This is a genomic window from Xanthomonas sp. LF02-5 (genome assembly GCF_034105325.1).
Lineage (GTDB): Bacteria > Pseudomonadota > Gammaproteobacteria > Xanthomonadales > Xanthomonadaceae > Xanthomonas_A > Xanthomonas_A sontii.
In genome coordinates, this window is record NZ_JAXGGF010000001.1 from 1387493 (window position 1) to 1410254 (window position 22762).

Annotated in this window: 18 protein-coding genes; 6 read left to right on the top strand and 12 right to left on the bottom strand. The window is 66.7% G+C overall.

Going from position 1 to position 22762, the window contains the following annotated elements; translation table 11 throughout:
* The first annotated feature begins 49 nt into the window (after positions 1–49).
* Entirely contained in the window at positions 50–1969 is a 1920-nt protein-coding gene (locus SLW52_RS06000; protein ID WP_320739138.1) for a S8 family serine peptidase, read from the top strand.
* Between the two features lie 299 nt (positions 1970–2268).
* Here SLW52_RS06000 and SLW52_RS06005 read toward each other — a convergent pair whose 3' ends face one another.
* The 10 genes from SLW52_RS06005 to ccmA all read right to left on the bottom strand — a co-directional run bounded on the left by SLW52_RS06005 (position 2269) and on the right by ccmA (position 10805).
* Positions 2269–3381 carry a homoserine O-acetyltransferase gene (locus tag SLW52_RS06005; protein WP_267084712.1) on the bottom strand — a complete coding sequence of 371 codons (1113 nt, stop codon included), beginning with the start codon at positions 3379–3381 and terminating at the stop codon, positions 2269–2271.
* A gap of 313 nt (positions 3382–3694) precedes the next feature.
* Complete coding sequence (locus SLW52_RS06010) at positions 3695–4732, bottom strand: tetratricopeptide repeat protein (RefSeq protein ID WP_152237533.1); 1038 nt, start codon at positions 4730–4732, stop codon at positions 3695–3697.
* Between the two features lie 4 nt (positions 4733–4736).
* Complete coding sequence (locus SLW52_RS06015; RefSeq protein ID WP_152237534.1) at positions 4737–5204, bottom strand: cytochrome c-type biogenesis protein; 468 nt, start codon at positions 5202–5204, stop codon at positions 4737–4739.
* A complete protein-coding gene (locus SLW52_RS06020; RefSeq protein WP_295955067.1) occupies positions 5201–5809 on the bottom strand; it encodes a DsbE family thiol:disulfide interchange protein in 609 nt (202 codons plus the stop codon). The genes SLW52_RS06015 and SLW52_RS06020 overlap by 4 nt, the downstream gene beginning before the upstream one ends.
* The gene (locus tag SLW52_RS06025) at positions 5806–7740 is read right to left on the bottom strand and encodes a heme lyase CcmF/NrfE family subunit (RefSeq protein WP_267084711.1); all 1935 of its coding nucleotides are present in this window, start codon (positions 7738–7740) and stop codon (positions 5806–5808) included. The genes SLW52_RS06020 and SLW52_RS06025 overlap by 4 nt, the downstream gene beginning before the upstream one ends.
* 228 nt (positions 7741–7968) lie before the next feature.
* Positions 7969–8418, bottom strand: coding sequence for a cytochrome c maturation protein CcmE (gene ccmE / locus SLW52_RS06030; RefSeq protein ID WP_017912866.1), 450 nt, complete (start codon positions 8416–8418; stop codon positions 7969–7971).
* A complete protein-coding gene (locus SLW52_RS06035; protein ID WP_010343776.1) occupies positions 8415–8591 on the bottom strand; it encodes a heme exporter protein CcmD in 177 nt (58 codons plus the stop codon). The genes ccmE and SLW52_RS06035 overlap by 4 nt, the downstream gene beginning before the upstream one ends.
* Complete coding sequence (ccmC, locus tag SLW52_RS06040) at positions 8588–9337, bottom strand: heme ABC transporter permease CcmC (protein ID WP_010343777.1); 750 nt, start codon at positions 9335–9337, stop codon at positions 8588–8590. The genes SLW52_RS06035 and ccmC overlap by 4 nt, the downstream gene beginning before the upstream one ends.
* Before the next feature lie 128 nt (positions 9338–9465).
* The gene (gene ccmB / locus SLW52_RS06045) at positions 9466–10161 is read right to left on the bottom strand and encodes a heme exporter protein CcmB (RefSeq protein ID WP_017907306.1); all 696 of its coding nucleotides are present in this window, start codon (positions 10159–10161) and stop codon (positions 9466–9468) included.
* A complete protein-coding gene (gene ccmA / locus SLW52_RS06050; protein WP_017907305.1) occupies positions 10158–10805 on the bottom strand; it encodes a heme ABC exporter ATP-binding protein CcmA in 648 nt (215 codons plus the stop codon). Before ccmA ends, ccmB begins: the two co-directional genes overlap by 4 nt.
* A 208-nt stretch (positions 10806–11013) precedes the next feature.
* Here ccmA and SLW52_RS06055 point away from each other — a divergent pair, with 208 nt between their 5' ends.
* From SLW52_RS06055 to SLW52_RS06065, 3 genes are all read left to right on the top strand, one after another.
* Positions 11014–12162, top strand: coding sequence for a pyridoxal phosphate-dependent aminotransferase (locus SLW52_RS06055; protein WP_267101598.1), 1149 nt, complete (start codon positions 11014–11016; stop codon positions 12160–12162).
* A 99-nt stretch (positions 12163–12261) separates the two neighbouring features.
* Positions 12262–13077 carry an amidohydrolase gene (locus SLW52_RS06060; protein ID WP_017907303.1) on the top strand — a complete coding sequence of 272 codons (816 nt, stop codon included), beginning with the start codon at positions 12262–12264 and terminating at the stop codon, positions 13075–13077.
* A gap of 461 nt (positions 13078–13538) precedes the next feature.
* On the top strand, positions 13539–13976 hold the full coding sequence (locus tag SLW52_RS06065) for a hypothetical protein (protein WP_017914143.1): 438 nt from the start codon (positions 13539–13541) through the stop codon (positions 13974–13976).
* A gap of 190 nt (positions 13977–14166) precedes the next feature.
* On the opposite strand, the gene SLW52_RS06070 is transcribed toward SLW52_RS06065, so the two are convergent.
* Positions 14167–15426: an EAL domain-containing protein gene (locus SLW52_RS06070; protein ID WP_043095605.1), complete on the bottom strand. Its 1260-nt coding sequence runs from the start codon at positions 15424–15426 to the stop codon at positions 14167–14169.
* Between the two features lie 151 nt (positions 15427–15577).
* Between SLW52_RS06070 and SLW52_RS06075 the strand changes: the two genes are divergently transcribed.
* On the top strand, positions 15578–18994 hold the full coding sequence (locus SLW52_RS06075) for an ATP-binding protein (protein ID WP_320739135.1): 3417 nt from the start codon (positions 15578–15580) through the stop codon (positions 18992–18994).
* Positions 18995–19676: 682 nt separating this feature from the next.
* Here the strand turns inward: SLW52_RS06075 and SLW52_RS06080 are convergent.
* On the bottom strand, positions 19677–20330 hold the full coding sequence (locus SLW52_RS06080; protein WP_017915652.1) for a response regulator transcription factor: 654 nt from the start codon (positions 20328–20330) through the stop codon (positions 19677–19679).
* A 443-nt stretch (positions 20331–20773) separates the two neighbouring features.
* Between SLW52_RS06080 and SLW52_RS06085 the strand changes: the two genes are divergently transcribed.
* Positions 20774–22762: ESPR-type extended signal peptide-containing protein (locus tag SLW52_RS06085; protein WP_320739134.1), on the top strand; the 1989-nt coding region annotated here is incomplete at its 3' end.

A 22762-nucleotide genomic window follows, 5' to 3' on the forward strand; every position in this document is an offset into this window, starting at 1 on the left:
GATGACCGGGCGACAGGGGGTTGCCCATCAGAGAAAAGGAGTTTCACTTATGTCTGGAACAATGTTCGCGAATAAACGGCTGTCTGCGCTTCTTCGTCTTGGCATGGTGGCGGGGCTGTTGTTGAGTGGCGTGGTTAACGCGCAGGCGTTGACTAATGATCCGCTTTCCGCGCAGCAATGGTCCCTCAATGCGATTCGGGCGCCGCAGGCCTGGGCGCTTGCACCGGTCGGTGGCGAGAAGATTCGTGTGGCGATCATCGATTCGGGTTACTCGGGACACCCGGACGTCAATTGGGCCAAGGATGGTGCTGGTCACGATTTCTATCTGGACTCGAGCAAGGTCAGCGATGGCGATGGAAAGGATTTCTGGACAGTCGCTGCGTTAACGCATGCGACCCATGTGGCCGGCATCGTCTCAGCCAAAACCAGTAATGGTGTGGGCATAGCCGGTGTGTGTCCGCAGTGCGAAGTCCTCTCTGTAAGGACCTCGCTTGATGATGAAAACATTGCCGATGGCATTCGGATCGCGGTGCAGTCCGGTGCACGGGTTATCAATCTCAGCCTTGCCCGGGCCAATGTTTCCTGTAGCAGCGGGGCTTACAAACACACGCGTGATGCCATCGTCAGCGCGGTGGCGGCAGGCGCGTCGGTCGTCGCAGCGGCGGGAAACCACAACACGCCGCAGATCATTTACGATAACTCGGAGCTTCCAAACTACCGTGTGGATGTTGCTAACGTTAGTCCGGCTTCCTGCCCGGGAGTGATCTCGGTGGGTGCTTCTCTCGGTACGCCGCAGCAGCCGAATGTTGAAGCTCCTTACAGCAATGGTGGCGCATCGTTGACGCTGACGGCGCCGGGCGGGGATGCTACGCCCGAAGACGGCCTTTATGGTGCGGGTGAGGGGGACTGTCCCATAGTGACCAGTCGAGGAGAAACTGGCGTCAGTACAAGCAAAGTGGGAGTGTTGTCCACCTGGGCCGACGGTACTGGCACGCACTGGGTGCAGTGCTATCGCTTTCTGAGCGGAACATCGATGGCTGCGCCGCATGTGAGTGGCGTCATTGGCCTAATGCTCTCGGTCAATCCCTCTTTAACTCCCGCCCAGGTTACAAGCATTTTGCAACAGTCGGCTGGACCGGTTGTATGTCCTTCTGGTGGCTGCGGCGCCGGTCTCTTGAACGCTGAGGCGGCGGTCAGTAAAGCTCGTGCCACGACGGGGCTATCAACATTCGCGGGTGCTTGCCGCTACAACGTGTCTGGCAAATCGGGGCAAACGCCGTGCGCATTCGACAGCATGGACGTCGCGCCGGACGGTACCGAGACGGTCACCGCTTATGGTCATGTATGGAAGTTCGATGCTCAGGGCTTGCCGGTGACGCTTCCGGTGCCGCTCAGCAGTTCCCCAGTCTATGCAAGGGGCAATGGGCCGTGCACGGCGCAGTTCGCGAAGTACAAGAAGCCGTGCACATTCGACACCCGCACCGAAGTGAACTACCCGGGTGTGGGCTATTTGGAATCCATTACCGCCTATGGCCGTTACTGGAACTTCGACGCTAACGGCCAGCCGTTCGGCCCGCAGGGTGGACAGCTGCACGAGGTGCCGCGATATGCGGCGGCCAATGGGCCGTGCTACCAGAAGAACCAGAACGATCCGTGCGTATTCGACACACGTTCGCTGGTGGTGTTCCCGGAATGGGGTGGGCTGGTCGAGTCGGTCAACGCCTACGGCCAGTACTGGATCTGGGACGCCAACGGTAATCTGCTTGCTTCAGGCCCTTTGCAAAGCGTGGCCCGCTACAAGGAGATATGCGACAAGTACGGGTCGGCAGGCACGCCGTGCAAATTCGACACCCGCGAACTCAAGAGTAATCGGCATGAGGTGATCACCGCCTATGGCCACTACTTCGAGTTCAATGGCGATACCTTGTTGCAGGGCATGCCACTGAAGGGGATTGCGCGTTTCAATTGACTGTCGTTGCAGGCTTCGTGTTTGCAAGAATCGACAAGAGCACGGCGAAGGGTTCGCCGTGCTCTTGCTCTTTAGCCGACGGTAGCCGGCCTGCCACCGGCAATGCGTTTGGCCCATGCTTACACCGCTGGCAACGCCTACCCGTGAGCGAGCTGCAAGCTGGGATGTGTTTGGAAGGAACTCAACGTGCAGGGCGGGATGGGTCTCGGGATAGTCCCACCTCAACCGATGCCGATTCTGGCGTCGCCAGGTGCCAAGAAACGGCATGATGCGATGGTGCGGCCAGCAGGCCGCACTACTTAAAGCGCATCCAGAAACGCCCGCACCGCCGGCCCGAACCGCGCGAAATCCACCAGGAAGGCATCGTGGCCCTGCGGCGAATCCAGCCCCAGGAACTGCGCCTGTGCGCCGCCGGCGCGCAGGCCGTCGGCGATCTGTTGCTGCTGCTGCACCGGGAACAGGATGTCGGTGTTGGCGCCGATCGCCAGCGCGCGCTCGATGCGGATCGTGGCGATGCCGGCCAGCACGTCGCCGCCGGCAGGTTCTGCCAGGTCGAACCAGTCCATCGAGCGGCTCAGGTACAGATAGCAGTTCGGGTCGAAGCGGCGTACGAAGCGGCGGGCGTGGCCTTCCAGGTAGCTCTCGACCTGGAATTCCAGGCCGAACGGATCGTCGTCGGTCTGGTCCGAGTCCAGCCGCACGCGGCCGAAGCGGCCGTCCCATTCCAGCGCCGAGCGGTAGGTGATCACGCCGAGCTTGCGTGCCATGCGCATGCCCGACTCGGGATAGGTGGCCTCGTCGTAGTCGCCGCCGTTCCAGTTCGGGTCCAGGCGGATCGCCTCGCGCTGCAGCGAGCGGATCGCGATCGAGAACGGCAGTGCCTGCGCGCTGCCGGAAATATTGATGTGGCTGCGCGCCAGGCCCGGATGCCGGTGCAGCAGCGCCAGCGCGGTCATGCCGCCCATCGAGTTGCCGATCACGCAGGCCAACTGCGCGATGTTCAGTGCCCGCACCACTTGCGCGGCGGCGTCGGCACCGTCCTCGATCGACAGCTCCGGGAAGCGCAGGCGATACGGCTGGCCGTCGTCCGGGTGCGCTGAGGCGGGGCCGGTCGAGCCCTTGCAACTGCCCAGCGAGTTCACGCAGATCACGAACCAACGCTGGGTGTCGATCGGCTTGCCCGGGCCGAGCATGCCGTCCCACCAGCCTGGCGTGGGATCGTCGGCATTGGCCGCGGCATGCGCGTCGGGCGAGAGTCCGGTGACGATCAGGACCGCGTTGTCGCGCGCGGCCGACAGCGTGCCCCAGGTTTCGTAGGCGACCCGCGCGCCATGCAACTGGCCGCCACGTTTCATCGGGAACGGCGAGGGCAGGGCGAGGAAGCGGCTGCCGGGCGGGATGAATTCGGTCATGCGCCGATTCTAGCCGCGCGATTGCGCATCCGGCGTATGCGTGGTGCGGGATGGAGCGTGTCGGGCCGCGATGGCGTCCGTGAGTGACGCCGGGCCGGATCTACTGCGCGTCTGATCATTCGCTTCCACCGCGATCCAGTCCGACACGCTGTTGCCTCGTGGGAGCGGCTTCAGTCGCGACAGGCCTCCCGGTAGAGCGTGTCGCGGCTGAAGCCGCTGCTGCAACGACGTTTCGCATTCTTGCTGGCGTCTTGGCCTGGTCGCGACCGGACGGTCCCGATCAGGCACGGTCGCTCCCACACGACTGCTTGCGCTACGGCTTGCCGATCACCAGCTCCACCGGCGCGGTCGCCGGCAGGGTGACCGTCACCGGCGCCGATTCCAGATCGCCGTCCTGGCGCATGGCGTTACCGCTGGCCGACAGCCGCGCGATCACCTGCACCTGCTTGAGTTGCGAGAGCTTCTGCGTCGGCATCGGGCTGTCCGCGTCGCTCAGCGTCACCCGCAACGGCAGCGCCTGCAGTGGATGCTTCTGCACCGCCACCGGCATCGGCGGGCCGCCCGGTACGCGTGCGATCACGAATACGCTGGCGTCGCCGCGCAGGCGCACGCGGGCGGCGAACGCCGGGTCCAGCGACACGGCCACGGTCAGGCCGGTGCTCGCCGGCGCCTGCGCATCCTGCGCCGTGGCGGCGGTGCCGTCAGCGGGCAGCGCCGGCAGGCCGGCCGCGCTGCGCGCCGCGTCGATCTGTGGCCGCAGCGCCGCGGCGGTGGCCGCGTCCACGCGCGGCAACAGCGCTTCCCAGGTGGCCGCGGCGGCGGCGTCCTGGCCGCGCTGGCGCTGGGCGATGCCCAGGAACCAGGCGCCGCGTTCGCTGCCCGGCGCCAATTGCAGGGCGTGCTGCAGCCAGGCCAACGCCTGGTCGTCGAACTGCCGTTGCGGGTTGGCCATCGCACGCGCCTCGGCTGCTTCGATCAGCAGCGGCGCCTGCTCCGGCGCCAGGCGCACCGCACGCGCGAATGCGGCCGCGGCCTCGGCGTGGTGGCCCAGCGACATCTGGCTGCGGCCGAGCAAGGCCCAGCCGTCGGCCCGGTTGGGATCCTTCGCCAGCGCCGCCTGCAGTTGCTTCACGCCATCCTCGAGCGTGCGTGGTGCCTCGCGGTTCTGCGCCTGCAACGCGCGCGGGGTGCCGACCAACGCATACAGCGCCGCCGTCGCCACGCCCAGCGCCAGGATCGCCACCGCCAGCACCGCGCCGTTGCGGCCGCGGCTGCGCAGCGGCCACAACACCACCGCGAACACCAGCGCCGCCAGCGCCACCGCCGCGGCCGACATGCCCCAACTCAGCATCGCCTCACCATTCCTGTTCGTCCTGCAGCGGTAGCGCGGTCGCTGCCGGCGCGCGTCGCCGCACCATCCGGATCAGCACCACGGCGCCGCCGGCCAGCAGCAGCAAGGGGCCGAACCACAGCAGCCAGGTACGCGCTTCCAGCTGTGGCCGGTACAGCACGAACTCGCCGTAGCGGTCGACCAGGAACTGCTTGATCTGCGCATCCGACTTGCCCTGGTGCATCAGCTCCAGCACTTCGCGGCGCAGGTCCATGGCGATCTGCGCGTGCGAGTCGGCCAGCGACTGGTTCTGGCATTGCACGCAGCGCAGTTCCGCGGTCAGCGCATGGAAGCGCGCCTCCTCGGCGGCGGAGCGATAGGCCAGCGGCGTCGGATCGGACACCGGTTCGGCGCCGGCCAGCGTGGACCACGCCAGCAGCGCCAGCAGCGCCAGCAGGCCCAGCCGCAGCGCAGGCCGGCGGTGCTGGCTCATGGCGTGGCCTTGCCCTGGGCGCGCGTCGGCGGGGCGTCGCGCTCGGCCTGCTCCAGTGCCGGCAGCAGTTCGTCGCGGATGATCGCATCGGTCAGCGGGCCGGCATGCTTCCAGCGCACCACGCCGCGCGCGTCGACCAGGAAGGTCTCCGGCGCCGCGGCCACGCCCCAGTCGATCGCGGTGCGCCCTTCGGGATCGAACAGCACCGCCAGGAACGGATTGCCCAACTGCTCCAGCCAGCGCAGCGCGTCCTCGCGGGTGTCCTTCCAGTCGTAGCCGATCACCCGCACACGCTTGCTGAGCGCGAAGCGGGTGAGCACCGGGTGTTCCTCGCGGCAGGCCGGGCACCAGCTGCCCCACACGTTGAGCACGTACGGCGCGCCCAGCAACTCGCTGCTGCGCACGCGGATCGAGGCGTCGTGCAGCAGCGGCAGTGCGAACGCCGGCGCCGGCTTGCCGATCAGCGCCGAGGGCAGCGCGTCGCGATCGGCGCTGCCGGAACGCTGCACCGCATACACCATCAACGCCAGCAGGCCGAGGAAGAAAAGCGCACCCAGCAGGATGGCGGGCAGCGGCAGGCGACGTGGAGCGGGAGCGGACATCAGGGGGTCTCCGGGGTACGACGGAAGCGCCGGTCGGCGGCGGTGACGAAACCACCCAGCGCCATCAGCGCCGCGCCAAGCCAGATCCAGCGCACGAAAGGTTTGACGTGCACGCGCATCGCCCAGGCGTTGCCGCCCAGCGGCTCGCCGAGGGCGACGTAGACGTCGCCGAACAGGCCGGGGTGGATGCCGGCTTCGGTCATGTTCTGGCCGCCGCTGGCGTAAAGACGCTTTTCCGGGTGCAGCAGCGCCAGCGGGCGATCGTCGTGCAGCACCTGCACCTGCGCGCGTTCGGCCACGTAGTTGGGGCCCTTGCGCTGGTCCAGCCCCTGCAGCTCGAAGCGGTAGCGGCCCAGTTCCAGGTGCTGTCCGGGCGCCAGCGCCACTTCGCGCTGCTGCTCCAGGGCCTCGACCAGCAACGCGCCGGCCAGAAAAACGGCGATGCCGGTGTGCGCCAGGGTCATGCCCAGCATCTCGGCGGTGAAACGGCTGCCCTTGAGCTGGCGCCGGCTCCATACGAAGCGCGCGGTGCCAAGCAGCACCCAGGTCGCGGCGGCGACGCCGGCGGCGGTCTTCCACGCACCCTGCGGCGCCAGGAAGAAGCCGATCGCCCCGGCCAGCAGTGCCAGGCCGGCCCACGGCGCCAGCAGCGCCAGCGGCCGCGACGCCTGTTCGCGCTGCCAGCGGGTCAGCGGGCCGAACGGCAGCAACGCCACCAGCGGCGCCATCAGCACGATGAACAAGGTGCCGAAGTAGGGCGGCCCCACCGACAGCTTGCCCAGGTCCAGCGCATCGGCCAGCAGCGGATACAGCGTGCCCAGCAGCACCATGGCGCAGGCGCAGGTCAGCAGCAGGTTGTTGGCCAGCAGCAAGGTCTCGCGCGAGGCCGGGGCGAAGCGTTGCCGCGCCTCGTCGGCTGCCGCCGCCACGCGGCCGCCGCGCAGCGCGTACAGCAGCAGCGCGCCGCCGCACAGCAGGCTCAGGAACACCAGGATGAACAGGCCGCGGGCGGGGTCGGCGGCAAACGAGTGCACGCTGGTCAGCACGCCCGAGCGCACCAGGAAGGTGCCGAGCAGCGACAGCGAGAATGCGGCGATCGCCAGCAACAGGGTCCAGGCGCCGAAGCTGCCGCGTTTCTCGGTGACCGCCTGCGAATGCAGCAGCGCCGCGCCGGCCAGCCACGGCATGAAGCTGGCGTTCTCCACCGGGTCCCAGAACCACCAGCCGCCCCAGCCCAGTTCGTAGTACGCCCACCAGCTGCCGAGGGCGATGCCGATGGTCAAAAAGCCCCAGGCCACGTTGGTCCACGGCCGCGTCCAGCGCAGCCAGCGCGCATCCACCTGGCCGTCCAGCAGCGCGGCGATGGCGAAGGCGAACGGCACCGCGAAGCCGACATAGCCGGCGTACAGCAGCGGCGGATGGATCACCAGGCCGGGATCCTGCAGCAACGGATTGAGATCGCGCCCTTCCAGCGGTGCCGGCAGCAGCCGCGCGAACGGGTTGGAGGTGAACAGCAGGAACGCCAGGAAGCCGATGCTGACCAGCGCCAGGGTGCCGATCACCCGCGCGACGACGTGCGCCGGCAGACGCCGCGAGTACAGCGCGACAGCGCCGGTCCACAGCGCCAGGATCAGCGTCCACAGCAGCAGCGAGCCCTCGTGCGCGCCCCACACCGCGGAGTAGCGGTACACCAGCGGCAGCAGCGAATTGGAGTTCTCGGCGACGTAGGCCACCGAGAAGTCCTGGGTCACGAACGCATGGGTGAGGATCGCGAAGGCGCCGGCGACCAGCGCCAGTTGCGCGAACGCGGCCGGCCGCGCCACGCCCATCCAGCGCGCATCGCCGCGCTGCGCGCCGGCCAGCGGCAGCGCCGCCTGCAACACCGCGGTGAGCAGGGCGAGGATCAGCAGGAGCTGACCGACCTCAGGCAGCATGGCGCGGTCGGGACCCGGGACCCGGGTCCCGGGTCCCGGAAGAGCGCAGATGCGAGGTCTGTCGGTTGGTCGGGGAGCGGTGCGGGATGCGTGCGAAGCAAAAACGGACAGTGTCAGTTCCGATGCGTGGATGCGCTACAACGTCACAGACGCGGTGCAAACGCTTTTCCGGGTCCCGGGTCCCGGGTCCCGAGTCCCGGCTGTTCGGGTCCCGCGCTGTCCGAGCCGTCACTGCGCCACCCCCACATCATGCTTGCGATGCGCGCTGCCCATCTTGTCCGCCAGCTCCTTCGGCATGTAGGTCTCGTCGTGCTTGGCCAGCACGTCCTCGGCGACGAACACGCCGTCGTGCATGCTACCGGTGGCCACCACCGCCTGGCCCTCGCGGAACAGGTCGGGCAGGATCCGGTCGTAGCGCACGGTCAGTTGCGCATCGCCGTCGGTGACCCGGAAGTGCGATTGCAGCGAACCGGGTGCGCGCTGGAACGAGCCCTTCTCGACCATGCCGCCGAGGCGGAAGCGCGCGTGCGCGCCGGTCTTGCCGGCCAGCACTTCGGCCGGGGTGTACAGGTAGGCGGCATTGCGCTGCAGGGCCATCGCCACCAGCGTGGTGGTCAGGCCGGCGGCCAGCACCAGCAGCATCAGCCACAGCAGGCGGCGCTTGCGCTGTGGGTTCATCGGCTCAGCTCCAGCGGCGGCGCCGGTTCGGCCTTGGCCTGGCGCTTGCGTTGTGCGCGCAGCCGTGCCGCCCGCAGGGCGTTGCGCACCTGCAGCCGCGCCAGCACGAAATCGGCCAGCAGCACCCCGGCGAACACCGCATAGGCACCGACCACATACGGCAGGTAGTTCATCCGCGTGCCTCCGCCAGTTGCGTCACCCAGTCCTTGCCGGCCTCGCGGCGCAGGTTGTCGGCGCGCGCGCGCGCCAGCAGCGAGCCGGCGAACCAGAACTTGGTCGCGGCCACCATCAGCCACAGCGGCGGCAGCATGCTCGGATCCATGCTGGACTGGCCGAACAGGCGGATGGTCTGGCCCTGGTGCAGCGAGTTCCACCACACCACCGAATAGCGGATCACCGGCAGCAGCACCACGCCGACGATGGCCAGCAGCCCGGCCGCGCGTGCGGCGGTGCGCCGGTCCTCGATCGCCAGGTACAGGCCCATCACGCCGATGTACAGGAACAGCAGGATCAGCTCGGTGGTCAGGCGCGGGTCCCAGTCCCACCAGGCACCCCACATCGGCTTGCCCCAGATGCTGCCGGTCAGCAGGGTGATCAGGGTGAAGGCGGCGCCGATCGGCGCGCAGGCCATCGCCAGGATCTCGCACAGCTTGATCCGCCAGACCTGGGCGATGGCCGCGTACACGGCCATCAGGCCGAACACGAACAGGCTCATCCAGGCGCTGGGTACATGGATGTAGAGGATGCGGAAGGCATCGCTCTGCAGGCGGTCGGCCGGGACCACGAACAGGGCCTGCCAGATGCCCACGCCGGCCAGCAGCAGCGCCGCCAGGTAGCACCACGGCGTCCAGCGCGCAGCGAAGCGATCGAAGGTCGGCGGCGAACCGAGTTGGTGGAACCAGCGGACGAGAGAGGCCATGCGGACGATTCTAGCTGGCGGAAGGCGGGCTTCGATGCGACAACATTCGATGCGACAACGACGGAACGGCGAGGGAACACTGCGCTTGCATGGTACGGCCGCCGCCGCGCCCGCGCTGCGCCAACGGCTCAGCTCAGCGAGATGCGGATCGCCGCGGCCGCCGCCAACGGCGCCAGCACCAGGCCCGCGACCAGGCCCGCGGCCAGCAACAGCAGGCCGCCGGCCGGATCCAGGCCCTGCGCCGCCGCCGCCACGCTGCCGGCGCCGAACACCAGCACCGGCACGTACAGCGGCAGGGCCAGCAGCGCGACCAGGATGCCGGCGCGCTTCATGCCCACCGTCAGCGCCGCGACCACCGCGCCGAGCAGGCTCAGCAGCGGGGTCCCCAGCGCCAACGATGCCAGCAGCACCGGCATGCGGTCATGTGGCAGGTGCAGCAATTCGCCGAGCAGCGGGGCGGCCACGATCAGCGGCAAGGCGGTGGTGACCCAGTGCAGCAGCACCCGCACCAGCACCAGCCAGGCCAGCGGCACCGGCGCCAGCAGCCATTGCTCCAGCGAGCCGTCCTCGGCATCGCTGCGGAACAGACTGTCCAGCGCCAGCAGGCCGGCCAGCAGCACCGCCAGCCATAGCGCGGCGCCGGCCACCTCGCCGAGCAGGCGCGGCTGGTTGCCCAGCGCCAGCGCGAACAGGGCCACGATCAGCAGGGCGAACAGCGCCGGCTGCAGCGCGTCGCCGCGGCGCCGCCACAGCAGGCGCAGGTCGCGCAGCAGCAGCGCCCGGGTGGCCTGCCACAGCGAAGGAACGGGCGTGGCCAGGCTCATGCGGCGACTCCGCTCAAGGTCAGCATGCGGGTGCGCACGGGGGGGGCGGCATAGGCGCCATGGGTGGTGACCAGGGCCGCGCCGCCGCTGCGCAGGTGCGCGGCGATCATGCGGTTGACCAGGGTGATGCCGTCCAGGTCGAGGTTGGCGTAGGGCTCGTCGAGCAGCCACAGCGGCGCCGGCGACAGCCACATCCGCGCCAGCGCCAGGCGCTTCTTCTGCCCGGCCGACAGCTGCCTTACCAGGGTGTCCTCGTAGCCGGCCAGGCCGACGATGGCCAGCGCGCTGCCGGGCATCTGCTTGGCCCGGCGCCCCTGCAGGCCGCACAGGTAGTGCAGGTTCTCCAGGGTGCTCAGATCGGCCTTCAGCGCGCCCAGGTGGCCCAGGTAGGCCATGAAGCGGGCGCGGTCGCCGCGCCGCACCGGGTGGCCGTCGATCTCGATGCGCCCGGCCTCGGCGCGCAGCAGGCCGACCAGCACCCGCAGCAGGGTGGTCTTGCCGGCGCCGTTGTCGCCCTGCACCAGCAGCGCCTCGCCGGCATCCAGGTGGAAGTCCAGCGGACCGAACACCGCGGCGTCGTCCCGGGCGAACGTGAGCCCGTGCGCGGCCAGTAGCGGTGGGGCGGTGTACAGCGGATCGGTCATCGGCGAAGGCCGCGGCGGATGGCGCGGCGGCGGGCGGCAAGGGAAGGCGCGCATTGTATCGGCATGCGGGCGTCCGGCGGATGCCGGCGGCGGCCACACGCGGCGATGCGCATGCGCTGCGTCAGTGGAGCGGCGGCGTGTAGGGCGCATCGCCGGCAAGCGGCTTTGCGTACACTCGGCGTTTTCCCGCTGCCCGCAGATCCCCCGCATGCATCCGCAGACCAAGCTGCCCAAGGTGGGCACCACCATCTTCACCGTGATGTCGCAACTGGCCGCCGAGCACGGCGCGGTCAACCTGGGCCAGGGCTTTCCCGATTTCCCGGTGCCGCCGCGGCTGATCGAGGCGCTGGACCGGGCGATGCGCGACGGCCACAACCAGTACCCGCCGATGACCGGCGTGCCGGCGCTGCGCCAGGCGATCGCCGAGAAGGCGCTGCGTTGCTATGGCGCCCAGGTCGATGCCGACACCGAGGTCACCGTCACCAGCGGCGCCACCGAAGCGCTGTTCAACGCCATCCACGCCGTGGTGCGCCCGGGCGAGGAGGTGATCGTGCTGGACCCGGCCTACGACAGCTACGAGCCGGCGATCGACCTGGCCGGCGCGCGTGCGGTGCACGTGCCGCTGGACCCGCACACGTTCGCGGTGGACTGGGAGCGGGTGCGCGCGGCGATCACCCCGCGCACCCGCCTGCTGATGCTCAACAGCCCGCACAACCCGTCCGGGGCGATGTTCGGTGCCGACGACCTGCAGGCGGTGGCCGAGCTGCTGCGCGGCAGCGACATCTTCCTGATCTCCGACGAGGTCTACGAGCACATCGTGTTCGACGGCCGCCGCCACGAGTCGGTGCTGCGCTGGCCGGAACTGCGCGAGCGCGCCTTCGTCGTCTCCAGCTTCGGCAAGACCTATCACTGCACCGGCTGGAAGATCGGCTACGCGATCGCGCCGCCGGCGCTCAGCGCCGAGTTCCGCAAGGTCCACCAGTACAACACCTTCGCCAGCTTCGGCCCGGCCCAGCACGCCTTCGCCGCGATGATCCGCGAGGAGCCCGAGCACGACGAACAGCTCGGCGCGTTCTACCAGGCCAAGCGCGACCGCTTCCGCGAACAATTGCTGGGCACCCGGCTGAAGCCGCTGCCGGTGCCGGGCGGCTACTTCCAGCTGGTGGACTATTCGGCGGTCAGCGACCTGCCCGATACCGAGTTCGTGAAGTGGCTGACCATCGAGAAGGGCGTGGCGGCGATCCCGCTGTCGCCGTTTTACCAGGACCCGCCGCCCGCCCAGCGCCTTGCCAGGCTGTGCTTCGCCAAGAACGAGGCGACGCTGGATGCGGCGATCGAGCGCTTGCGCGCGCTGTAGCGCGCGTAAGCGCCGGGATTCGGGAATGGGGAATGGTGAAATCTCGCCGATGCGCTTAGCCTTTACCCATTCCCTATTCCCCTTTCCCGATTCCCTGCTATGAACGATCTGAGGATCTCGCTGGTCCAGGGCGATACCCGCTGGCACGATCCGGCTGGCAACCGCGCGCATTACGCCGAACTGCTGGCGCCGCTGGCCGGCGTCACCGACCTGGTGATCCTGCCGGAGACCTTCACCAGCGGCTTCTCCAACGATGCGCTGGCGCAGGCCGAGGACATGGACGGGCCGACCGTGGCGTGGATCCGCGAGCAGGCGGCACGGCTGGGCGCGGCGGTGACCGGCAGCGTACAGTTGCGCGTGCCCGGCGCCGATGGCGAGGCCAAGGTATTCAACCGCCTGCTGTGGGCCACGCCGGACGGCGCGTTGCAGCATTACGACAAGCGTCATCTGTTCCGCTATGGCAACGAACACCTGCGCTACGCCGCCGGGCACGAACGCCTGTGCGTGGAGTGGAAGGGCTGGCGGATCAATCCGCAGGTCTGCTACGACCTGCGCTTCCCGGTGTTCTGCCGCAACCGCTACGACGTCGAGCGCCCGGGTCAGCTGGATTTCGATCTGCAGCTGTTCGTCGCCAACTGGCCGTCGGCGCGCGCCTACGCCTGGCGTACGCTGCTGCGCGCGCGCGCGATCGAGAACCTGTGCTTCGTGGCCGCGGTCAACCGCGTCGGCGTGGACGGCAACGACCTGCACTATGCCGGCGACAGCGCGGTGATCGATTTCCTCGGCCAGCCGCAACTGGAGATCCGCGAGCGCGAACAGGTCGCCACCACCACGATCTCCGCCGCCGCGCTGGCCGCGCACCGCGCGCGCTTCCCGGCCATGCTCGATGCGGATGCCTTCAGTCTGGACGACTAGCCTGCGGCTCCCGTGATGCCGGAAAGCTCATCGTGCTATTTCCGAAGACGCCTGTCGTAGGAGCCGCTTCAGCCGCGACGGGCTTTCCCGGTAACCCCTGTCGCGGCGGATTTCGAAAGCGCGGCAATAGCCCCTCCCGCAGCATGTTGCGGCAAGCGTGACGGGTGCACTGTGGGAGGGACTTCAGTCCCGACGCATTACGCCATCAGCAAGTGCTTCGCACGTCGCCGCTGCATGCGCGTTGACGCCCACAATGCATCGAGGCAGTCAGGCCAAGCCGGCGCAGACGAGTGCTGGAGATGTTTGGCGCGGGCCTCGCCTCCTGCCTGTACGGGGCCGACCGCGCCCGCCGCGAGTGGAAATGCCTGCTGAACGCACGCGCGACGCTCCCGCAACCTTGTCGCGGCCGCGACAAACCCATTGCTACCCTCGCGCCTTGTCCACCCACCCGGAATGCCCACATGATCAAGTCGCTCTCTCTGCTCGCACTGCTGGGTGCGGCCGCGCTCGCGCCGCAGGCCCAGGCCGCCGGCAACATCGATTGCAAGCTGTCCTTCAACCTGTCCGGCTGGTCGGTGTTCTACAAGACCGCCAAGGGCACCGGCACCATCACCTGCAACGACGGCGCGGTGATCCCGGTCAAGATCAGCAGCAAGGGCGGTGGCCTGACGGTCGGAAAGTCGAAGATCGTCGGTGGCCGCGGCACCTTCACCGGCGCCTATAGCCTCAACGATCTGTTCGGCACCTATGCCGCCGCCGAAGCGCATGCCGGCGTGGTCAAGTCCAGCACCGCGCAGGTCGTCACCAAGGGCGATATCTCGCTGGCCCTGGCCGGCACCGGCGAGGGCGTCGATCTGGGCGTCAACGTCGGCAACTTCGTGATCGAGCGCCGCAAGTAAGGCTTGCTCTGTGCCTGCCCCGCCCGCAGCCGCGCGCGGGGCAGGCGCTGTTTTATCCGGCGGTCACGACGATCGACGCGAGGCTGGCCAGGGCGAGGGTGAGCAGGAGGAGGTTTTTGCGTGACATGCGGAGTTTTCGGCAGGGATGAAGTTTTTTGCTTGGGCGATGCGCTGCTCGAGATGGCAAGCGTCAGATAGCGGCCGCAGCGGCAGGTTGGATGCGTTGTCCGAACACGGTGTGCGAGGATGCCAGGGCCATGAATTCCTCCACGGGTAATGGCCGGCTGAAATGGTAGCCTTGACCGATGTCGCATCTGATGCTGCGCATGCGCGCCGCGTCCTCTTCGGTTTCGATGCCCTCGGCGACCACGCGCATTCCCATGCCGTGCGCCAGCCGAACGATGCCCTCCAGCGTTTCGAACACATGCGTGGTCAGCCGCGAGCGCCGGACCATCTGATGGTCGATCTTCAGGATGTTGAAAGGCGCCATGCACAGACGGTGGATCGAAGATCCCCCGGTGCCGAAATCGTCGATGGCGCAATCGATTCCATTGAGTCGCCAGTGGGCCACGGCGCCGGCGATGTGGCGGTCGCAGTGATCCATTCCGTCCTCGGTCACCTCGATGGCGAAATGGTGGGGGACGCCTCCCGAACGAATCAAGCGTTGGACGATGCAGTCCGCCCAGCTCGCCGAGACGAGACGGGTGGCGGATACGTTGATCGACAGTTTCAGCGTTGATGGCAAGGACAGCGAGCTGCTGACGCTGGCCACCGTGTCGATCAACTGGCCGATCAACTCCTCCCCAAGGTCGCATTCCTCCAGGAGAGAGAGGAAATGGTTCGGGCCAAGCACGCCCAATGTCGGGTGCTGCCATCGCACCAGCGCTTCTGCGCCCGCCATGGCGCCGGTGGTGAGGCAGTAACTCGGCTGCAGGAAGGCGGAAATCTCTCCAGTGCGGTAGGCGGCGTGGACATCGTCGGCGGTGATGCGCTGAGCGGTATTCTCGATGAGCTGGCCATCGTTATCGATGGTCGTCGGCGGGTTTGCGCGGTACAGCATGTCGGTGAAGTCGAACAGCCGCAGCGCCTCTCCGGCGAAGACCAATTGCATCAGCCCGCCGTCGCGTTGCTGCGCATATTCATGGATTGCGCTCTGGAAGCGCATGTCCGTCACTCCACCGACGATGACATGGCCGCTGAAATGGCTGTCGGCCAGGGCATCGATCAATTGCAGGGCCGATGCGCCCTGCAAGCGCGCCGACGTCACCACCAGGTCGATCGGCGTGGTGCGCATCCGTTCGAGCAGTTGGTCGTTGTTGCTTGCGCTATGGACCTTTGCCACGCCCAGCCGTTGCAGCAGCTTGCCGACGTAGGAACTCCGCAGTTCGCTGTCGTATGCGATCAAGGCGTTGCGGATGTTGAAGAACGGAACATGTGCGCTTTTGTTCATGAGAGCCTCATCGGTGGCGTGTGGGCGGCAACGCGGGAACCCGACTCTTGCCGAGAATCTCAGCTTGTCTGCAGATCGCGGCGGCGGTAATGGCGCGTGCCTCAAACGCGGATGGGCGCGCGCCCAAAGACGCAAGTGCGCGCGATGCAGCATGCGGCAAGGCGTGGACGCGAGCCGGACAGCGCCGAAAGGCCGGATTTTTGCTGCGTTGGCGAGCGAGATGGCGCTGAGCTATCCTGCGGCCATTCGCCTGCCCGCGGCGTCGCAGGGCGTTCCGAGAGCCGAGATGCCGCAAAAACTACTTGCCAGAACTGGGCGACACTACCGGCGCATCCTCTACGGGTCGGCGACCGCGCTTTCGCTGTCGATCGTCACCGCTGCCTGGCTGTTTTGCAGCGGTATCATCAATCAGTATCGCGAAAAGCAAGTCGCGCAGTTCGTCAAGGACAGCGAGGAAGTGCAGACTCAGGTGGACCAGTTGTCGGCGCGGCTGATCCAGTTCGCCGATGTCTACGAAGGCGTATGGAATCTACGGCAGAACGATGCCGTCCCCGTGCAGCGCTATGCGCGCAAGTTGGCCGACGGACACGGCTTCGCCCAGACCACGGACGACCTGACCGCGACCCCTTTTACGCTGGCGAGCGTGTTGACCGGTGCGGGCGATACCGAGCGGCTGGCAACGGCGATGCGGGTGGTCCGCGATATCTCTGCGGCACCTTCCATCGACGCCAGAAAGGCCGGCGTGACTCTGGAGGGGTTCCTGTATGCGCCCGACGGCAGTTTTCTGGCCGCGTCTCCCGTGCTGGGCACGGCAGCGTTGGACAGTGCGCGCCGCCAGGGCGCCGATGCCTTCATTCGCCAGCGCATCGCCGCGGTGGAGCGCCTTGTGGCGTCGACGCCGACGCAAGTCCTGCGCAAATACAGATTGTTGTGGCGCCCAGCCGATGCCAGCGACGGGCAAACTTCCGTGTCGCAACTCATCGTGCCGATGTTCCACGATGGCAAGCGGGTCTTCACTGTCGCGTTGTCGCTGCCGGATAGGCAGTTCATGCAGTTCTTCCTGCGCAGGGAAGTCCGGCGCCCGGGGTTCTTCCTGCTGAACAAGGAGGGTCAGCTGAACCTCCGCGATCCTCCGCAAGATCCGGACCAGGCGGCGTTGCTGGCTCGGGTTCTTGCACAAGCGGCGCAGTTCCGCGGAGTTTCCGGCGAGCCGATCACCCTGTACCGGAACGACATTTTCCTGGTGGCCCAGCGCATCGGTGGTCCGGACTGGATCGCGGTCTACGCATATACCTGGAGCGACGTGCTGGCGAATCTTCAGTACGAATTCTTCACCGGTGCGCTTGTGTGCCTGCTGGCGCTCGTCCTGATGTGGGTAACCGTCATCTATTTCGATCTCAGGGTGACCAGGCCGCTGCTCAGCAGCGCCGAAAAGCTGATCGAGGCCGAACACTTCAGCAAGGCGATCATCGACACCTTGCCGATCGGCATCGGCATTTACGCGCCGGGGACCGAGTCGGTGATGCTGGAGAACGGCGTTGCCAAACGCATGCTTGGCGACCGCAGCGAGGACTTCTACCGACACGTCATGTGCGAGCGCAGCGCGCAATCGGTGCCCGGCGCGCAGCATTCGTTCATCGAGGTGCAGTGGGACATCGCCGAGGGTCAGAGCAGCTACATCGGCGTGGCGTCGTCGCAGACCCGCTTCGACGGCCGCTCGGTGGTGTTGCTGGGGCTGGTCGACATCAACGAGCGCAAAGCCAACGAAATGCTGTTGATAGAAGCCAAGCAGACCGCCGACGAAGCGAACCGGGCCAAGTCGATGTTCCTGGCGATCGTCAGCCATGAGATCCGCACGCCGTTGCATGGCGCGATGGGCCACCTGGAACTGCTGGCGCGCAGCCCACTGGGATTGGAGCAGTGCGAATGGGTGGACATGATCCGCCGCTCGTTCGACGCCTTGCTCACTCTGGTCAACGATCTGCTCGATTCGACCAAGCTCGAAGCCAACGCGCTGAAGATCAATCCAGTGCCGATGTCGCCTAACGATGTGCTGGAGCGTTGCGCGCGCAGTTTCGGCGCGTCGATCCTGCAGAGCGGCGTCGCTTTCTACTGCGTGACGGATCCGGAGCTGGATGCCGTGATGCAGGGCGACGACCAGCGCTTGGCGCAGATCCTGCAAAATCTGCTGGGCAATGCGGCCAAGTTCACCGAGCGTGGCTCGGTCATGATCTCTTCGCGCTGTCTCAAGCTACAGGACGACACGGTGTGGGCGCGTTTCGAGGTCGCCGATACGGGCATCGGGATTCCCGCCTCGATGCAGTCGGCGATCTTCAACCCGCTGGCGCAGGCCGACGACAGCATCAGTCGCCGTTTCGGCGGTACCGGATTGGGTTTGTTCCTGTGCCGCAATCTTTCGCGCTTGATGGGCGGGCGCATCAGCGTCAGCAGCGAACCCGGTGCGGGTAGCGTGTTCCGGGTCGACCTGCCGTTCAAACGCAAAGCGCGCGCGCTTCCTGCCGACTCGCACGCGCTGGAGGGAATCACGGTGGATCTGGTGTGCGCGCAGCCGGCATGGCGGGACATGCTCGCCGAGCGGTTGCGCCGCTGGGGCGCAGCCCTGTACGACGAGGACGCGCAACCGGCGCGCTTGCACATCCGGGTGCTGGCGCAGGCCGATGGCGGCGTCTTGAACGCTGCCGACCTGAGCGCGGTGCCAGCGCTGGGCACCGTATTCGTGACCGCAAAGGGGCCGTTGGTGCCGCATCGCCACGAGAAGCGGGTCGAGGTCAGTTCACTGAGCCGCGAAGGATTGCTCGACGCCATGAGCGCACTGACCGGTGTCACCCCCCGCCCCGCCGAACGCTATGCGGGGGGGCTCGCCGAGGAGGTGGTCGAACAGGAGCTGGACATCCTGGTGGCCGAAGACGATGCGGTGAACCGTACGCTGATCAAGCACCAACTTGCGGCGTTGGGATGCCGCCGCGTGCGGGTGGCCGTCGATGGAATGGAGGCGCTGACGCTGTGGCTCGAGCGCCGCGCCGATCTGGTCATCACCGATCTGGGCATGCCGCAACTGGATGGCGTCGGTCTGCTGCGGAAGTTGCGCGATTTCGATCCGGGAGCGCGGGTCGTAGCCACCTCCGCGTCGGCCGCGGCGGAGATCAGCGCCGATACCGAGCAGTTTTCCGATCTGCTGCAAAAGCCTGTGTCGTTGAACGACTTGCGCCGTGTCCTGAGGAGCACGATGCTCGTCCGCAATTCCTACGAGGTTTCCGAGGACGGCCGGGAACCCCCTTCGGACGAACTGGATGCCTTGCTGTGGCAGGCGCTCCGGTCCGAGTGGGACGCGGAGCGGCAATCGATCGAGGAGGCGCTGGTCTTGCAGGATCTGGAATTGTTGCGTCGGCGCCTACACCGTCTGCAGGGCGCTTTGATGGCGTTGGGGGCGGACGATCTGTTGGCGGAACTGCAAATAGTGCAGGAGCTCTGCCCGAGCGCGGATTGGGCTGTGCTGTCGGCGCGTTGCCGGCAGTTGCTTCTGCATGTGGAGCAATCGCTGCGTTGAAGCGGCGGACGACGCGGCCGAAGTGACGCCGATTGGCGCGTGGCGCTCACGTTGAGCCAGTCCAGTCATCGCAGGTGGCGTCGCCGACGCGGTCGTGTCCGGGCGATGTCTCCGATGATGAGGGGCCGCGCTGCGTTCTGCCTGACACTCCCTGAGCCTGTTGGAACCGCACATGCGGAAGCGCAAACGCGATCAGTGCATGATGCTCGACGCGTAGCGCTGGATAGCCGGCACGAGCCGGTTCGCCTTGGCGGCTGCGCAGCCGTTTTGTCAGCCGCTCTAGATGGCCCCGGGCATGCGCCGCCAGTCGCTGACGGTGCAGGTCGAGCCGGCTGACGCGGAGTGTGCCCAGGCACGATCGCTGGCACAAGACGTTCGCATACGTCAGGGGCAAGAGCCGCGCCCGCTCTCATCGGCCAGGGCAACGCCGGTTACCGTCCGACGCAAAGGGCCATGAAAAAGCATCGAACTGGACATGACCACGCTGTTCTGATCCCGCAAAGGATTCCGTCCCGTTGCCGTGCCGTTGGTGCAGCGAAACGATGGCTGGCTCAATCGATTCCGACGCGCAACCCACGATGATGGCGGTCCGCCCAGAACCTCGGCGGAGCTTCACTTGGTCGTCCTTCCCATCCTCTCGCTCGACAAAGCCGCATCTGTTCTTCAACGTTCATGACGCGCGCTAGACGCCCTGACTGTCCAACTCGCGCAGCAGCGCGGCCAGTTCGACGTCGTTCTTGGCGCCCAGCTTCTTCATCGCCGCGATCTTCTGGTTGCTGATGGTCTTGGGGCTGCGCTTGAGCCGATCGGCGATCTCGCTCAGCGATAGCCCATCGGCGGTCATTCGCGCCACGGTGGCTTCCTTTGCGGAGAGCGCGTCCATTCCGATGGCCCCGTTCTTGCGGTAATGCGTTGTCAGCAGCGCTGCCGACAGCGAACCGGGGACATAGAGGCGGCCGCTGGCGACTTCCTGCACCGCCGCGGCCAGGTTGCCGAAATCCGCGCGGCTCTTGCCGATGAAACCGGAGGCGCCCAGTTGCAGCGCCGCCGAGACGATCGAGGGTGCGGTGTGCGCGCTGAGCACCAGCAATCGCATCTGTGGCGCCAGCCGGCGCAGGCGCTGCAGCAGATGCAGCCCGTCGGCTTGCGGGTCGCTTTCGAATTCATAGTCGCACAGCAGCACATCCACCGGCTGTTTGACGAGCTCACGCAGCAACTGGCCGATGCCGTCGCAACTGAAGAGCAGGTCGATGCCCGGCGTGTTCTTCAGCACGCTGGTCACGCCGAGCAGCACGATCGGGTGGTCGTCGGCGATACCGACTCTGATCCTGTCCATTGTTGGGTCCTGTTGCCGCTGCCGTCATGCGCGATGTTATTCGCCGAATCATACGTCAGCTTCGCCATTCATCGGTGGCGAAACTGAGATTGAAGCCGCATGGCGTCTGTGCTGTCGGCTGAATCTTTCGATGCCAGAGACCGGATTTTGGGTATTGGCTCGTGCATGACTGGGGGTTTCCCCGTCGTGCCCTTGTCGAAGAAGTTCCAGTTTTCTTCTGTCGATCGTCATGCCGAACGTGCGGTTTTGGGCATTCGCCCATGTGTGGAATGGGGGTTTTCCCATCGTGTCCTTGTCGAAGACGTTCTAAATTTTTTCTGGCGGGCGCAATGCCGAATGCGCGGTTTGGGGCATTCGCTCATGCACGGGATGAGGCTTCCCCGTCGTTGCTGCGCCAACAAAATTCTAACTTTCTCTGCTCTATAAATTACAGGTGGTCCGAAATGAATAGGGTATTCAGGGTTGTGTGGAATCGCACTATCGGTGCATGGGTGATTGCGTCGGAACTGGCGAAGAGTAGGTCGAAAGGCCAAGGTGCCAAGTCTAAAGAATCTGTCGCTGCCTGCTTGCTCGTTGCGATCCTGTTGGCGACGTTCGGCGTCAGTGGTGAGGCGATGGCCGCCCAGGTGGAGGCCGGTGGGATGTTCCGGGTGTTGGGTTGTCAGTCTTGGAGCAATTATCCTTATTGTCAGGTTGATGCGTATAAGGCATATGGCCAGCAGAAATACAGTCATGCACGCCATGGCTTGATTCACGCCGGTGGCTCGAATCTGCCGTATTTCGCCGCCTACTCTATGCTGAACTCCGGTGTTGCCCATGCCGATTCCATTGTCGTGACCGGTGCTCATGCTTTGGGAAACACTTCCATTGCGGTTGGTGATGCTGCGAATGCCTGGTCCTCGGCTGCAAACGCTCTTGGGGGCTACAACGCAGCTGTTAGGTATTTCAATGTCAATTCCGGCGGTCCGGTCAGCGAGGCCGTGGGAAATGAAAGCCTCGCGATTGGGGTGTCGGCGCAATCGAACGGCGATAGTTCGATAGCAATGGGCAAGGGCGCGGTGGCGGGCAGCCAGAGTCTCTGGGTTAAGGACGATAAGGACATAGCGCTGGGCTATGAAGCCAAAGCCTCGGGCTCCAACAGCGGCAACAGCATCGCCATAGGCTCCTCCGCCGAAACCGCGGGCGGCAACGCCGTCGCCATGGGCTCCTCCGCCAAATCCAGCGGTGGCGCGAGCATCGCCATGGGCTTCAATGCTAAAGCCCTACACGACAGCGGCGTCGCCATCGGCAATGCCGCCGATGCCAGCGGCGAGAAGAGCATCGCCATCGGCAATGCCGCCGCTGCCAGCAGCGAGAAAAGCATCGCCATGGGCTACGGGGCCACTTCCGCAGGTGACAGCGGCATCGCCATCGGCAATGACGCCGATGCCAGCGGCGACAACGCCGTGGCGCTGGGCAAGGATGCGACGGCGGCGCAGGCCGGCGCCGTGGCGCTGGGCAGCGGCAGCAGCACGGCCGAGGCGGTGGCGACCACCGGCGGGACCCTCAACGGCACCGCCTACACCTACGCCGGCGCTGCGCCGGACAGCACGGTGAGCGTGGGCAGCGCCGGCCACGAGCGGACGGTGACCAACGTGGCCGCCGGCCGCGTGTCCGGGACCAGCACCGATGCGGTCAACGGCTCGCAGCTGTATGCCACCAATACCGAACTGGGCAAGGTCGGCACCGCCGTCAACAGCATTCAGGAAGGCGCGGGCGTGAAATACGCCCACACCCACTCGACCGGGGCCGACAGCACTGCCAGCGGTACCGACAGCAGCGCGATGGGGCCGGCGGCGAGTGCGTACGGCGACAGCGCGGTGGCACTGGGCAATGGCGCGGTGGCGGGCGATGCGAACGATTCGGCCGTGGCCAACGCCGTGGCGCTGGGCAACCAAGCCAAGGCCCAAGGCGGCTCCAGCATCGCCATGGGCTTCAAGGCTAGTTCCTCAGGCAGCAGCGGCATCGCCATCGGCAATGCCGCCGCTGCCAGCGGCAATAAAAGCATCGCCATGGGCTACGAGGCCGATGCCAGCGGCGATAGAAGCATCGCCATGGGCTACGATGCCGCTACCAGCAGCGATAAAAGCATCGCCATGGGCTACGCCGCCAATGCCAATGGCGGCGCCAGCATCGCCATGGGCTACACGGCTAAATCCACAGCCTCCAGCGGCATCGCCATCGGCAATGCCGCCGCTGCCAGCAGCGAGAAAAGCATCGCCATGGGCTACGGGGCCACTTCCGCAGGCGGCAGCGCCGTGGCGCTGGGCGAGGATGCGACGGCGGCGCAGGCCGGCGCGGTGGCGCTGGGCAGCGGCAGCAGCACGGCCGCGGCGGTGGCGACCACCGGCGGGACCCTCAACGGCACCGCCTACACCTACGCCGGCACCAAC

Bases quoted from the DNA above. Each gene is read 5' to 3' on its own strand.
- SLW52_RS06000 (WP_320739138.1), top strand. From the start codon at position 50: ATGTCTGGAACAATGTTCGCGAATAAACGGCTGTCTGCGCTTCTTCGT.
- SLW52_RS06005 (WP_267084712.1), bottom strand. From the start codon at position 3,381: ATGACCGAATTCATCCCGCCCGGCAGCCGCTTCCTCGCCCTGCCCTCG.
- SLW52_RS06010 (WP_152237533.1), bottom strand. From the start codon at position 4,732: ATGCTGAGTTGGGGCATGTCGGCCGCGGCGGTGGCGCTGGCGGCGCTG.
- SLW52_RS06015 (WP_152237534.1), bottom strand. From the start codon at position 5,204: ATGAGCCAGCACCGCCGGCCTGCGCTGCGGCTGGGCCTGCTGGCGCTG.
- SLW52_RS06025 (WP_267084711.1), bottom strand. From the start codon at position 7,740: ATGCTGCCTGAGGTCGGTCAGCTCCTGCTGATCCTCGCCCTGCTCACC.
- ccmE (WP_017912866.1), bottom strand. From the start codon at position 8,418: ATGAACCCACAGCGCAAGCGCCGCCTGCTGTGGCTGATGCTGCTGGTG.
- SLW52_RS06035 (WP_010343776.1), bottom strand. From the start codon at position 8,591: ATGAACTACCTGCCGTATGTGGTCGGTGCCTATGCGGTGTTCGCCGGG.
- ccmC (WP_010343777.1), bottom strand. From the start codon at position 9,337: ATGGCCTCTCTCGTCCGCTGGTTCCACCAACTCGGTTCGCCGCCGACC.
- ccmB (WP_017907306.1), bottom strand. From the start codon at position 10,161: ATGAGCCTGGCCACGCCCGTTCCTTCGCTGTGGCAGGCCACCCGGGCG.
- ccmA (WP_017907305.1), bottom strand. From the start codon at position 10,805: ATGACCGATCCGCTGTACACCGCCCCACCGCTACTGGCCGCGCACGGG.
- SLW52_RS06055 (WP_267101598.1), top strand. From the start codon at position 11,014: ATGCATCCGCAGACCAAGCTGCCCAAGGTGGGCACCACCATCTTCACC.
- SLW52_RS06060 (WP_017907303.1), top strand. From the start codon at position 12,262: ATGAACGATCTGAGGATCTCGCTGGTCCAGGGCGATACCCGCTGGCAC.
- SLW52_RS06065 (WP_017914143.1), top strand. From the start codon at position 13,539: ATGATCAAGTCGCTCTCTCTGCTCGCACTGCTGGGTGCGGCCGCGCTC.
- SLW52_RS06070 (WP_043095605.1), bottom strand. From the start codon at position 15,426: ATGAACAAAAGCGCACATGTTCCGTTCTTCAACATCCGCAACGCCTTG.
- SLW52_RS06075 (WP_320739135.1), top strand. From the start codon at position 15,578: ATGCGGCAAGGCGTGGACGCGAGCCGGACAGCGCCGAAAGGCCGGATT.
- SLW52_RS06080 (WP_017915652.1), bottom strand. From the start codon at position 20,330: ATGGACAGGATCAGAGTCGGTATCGCCGACGACCACCCGATCGTGCTG.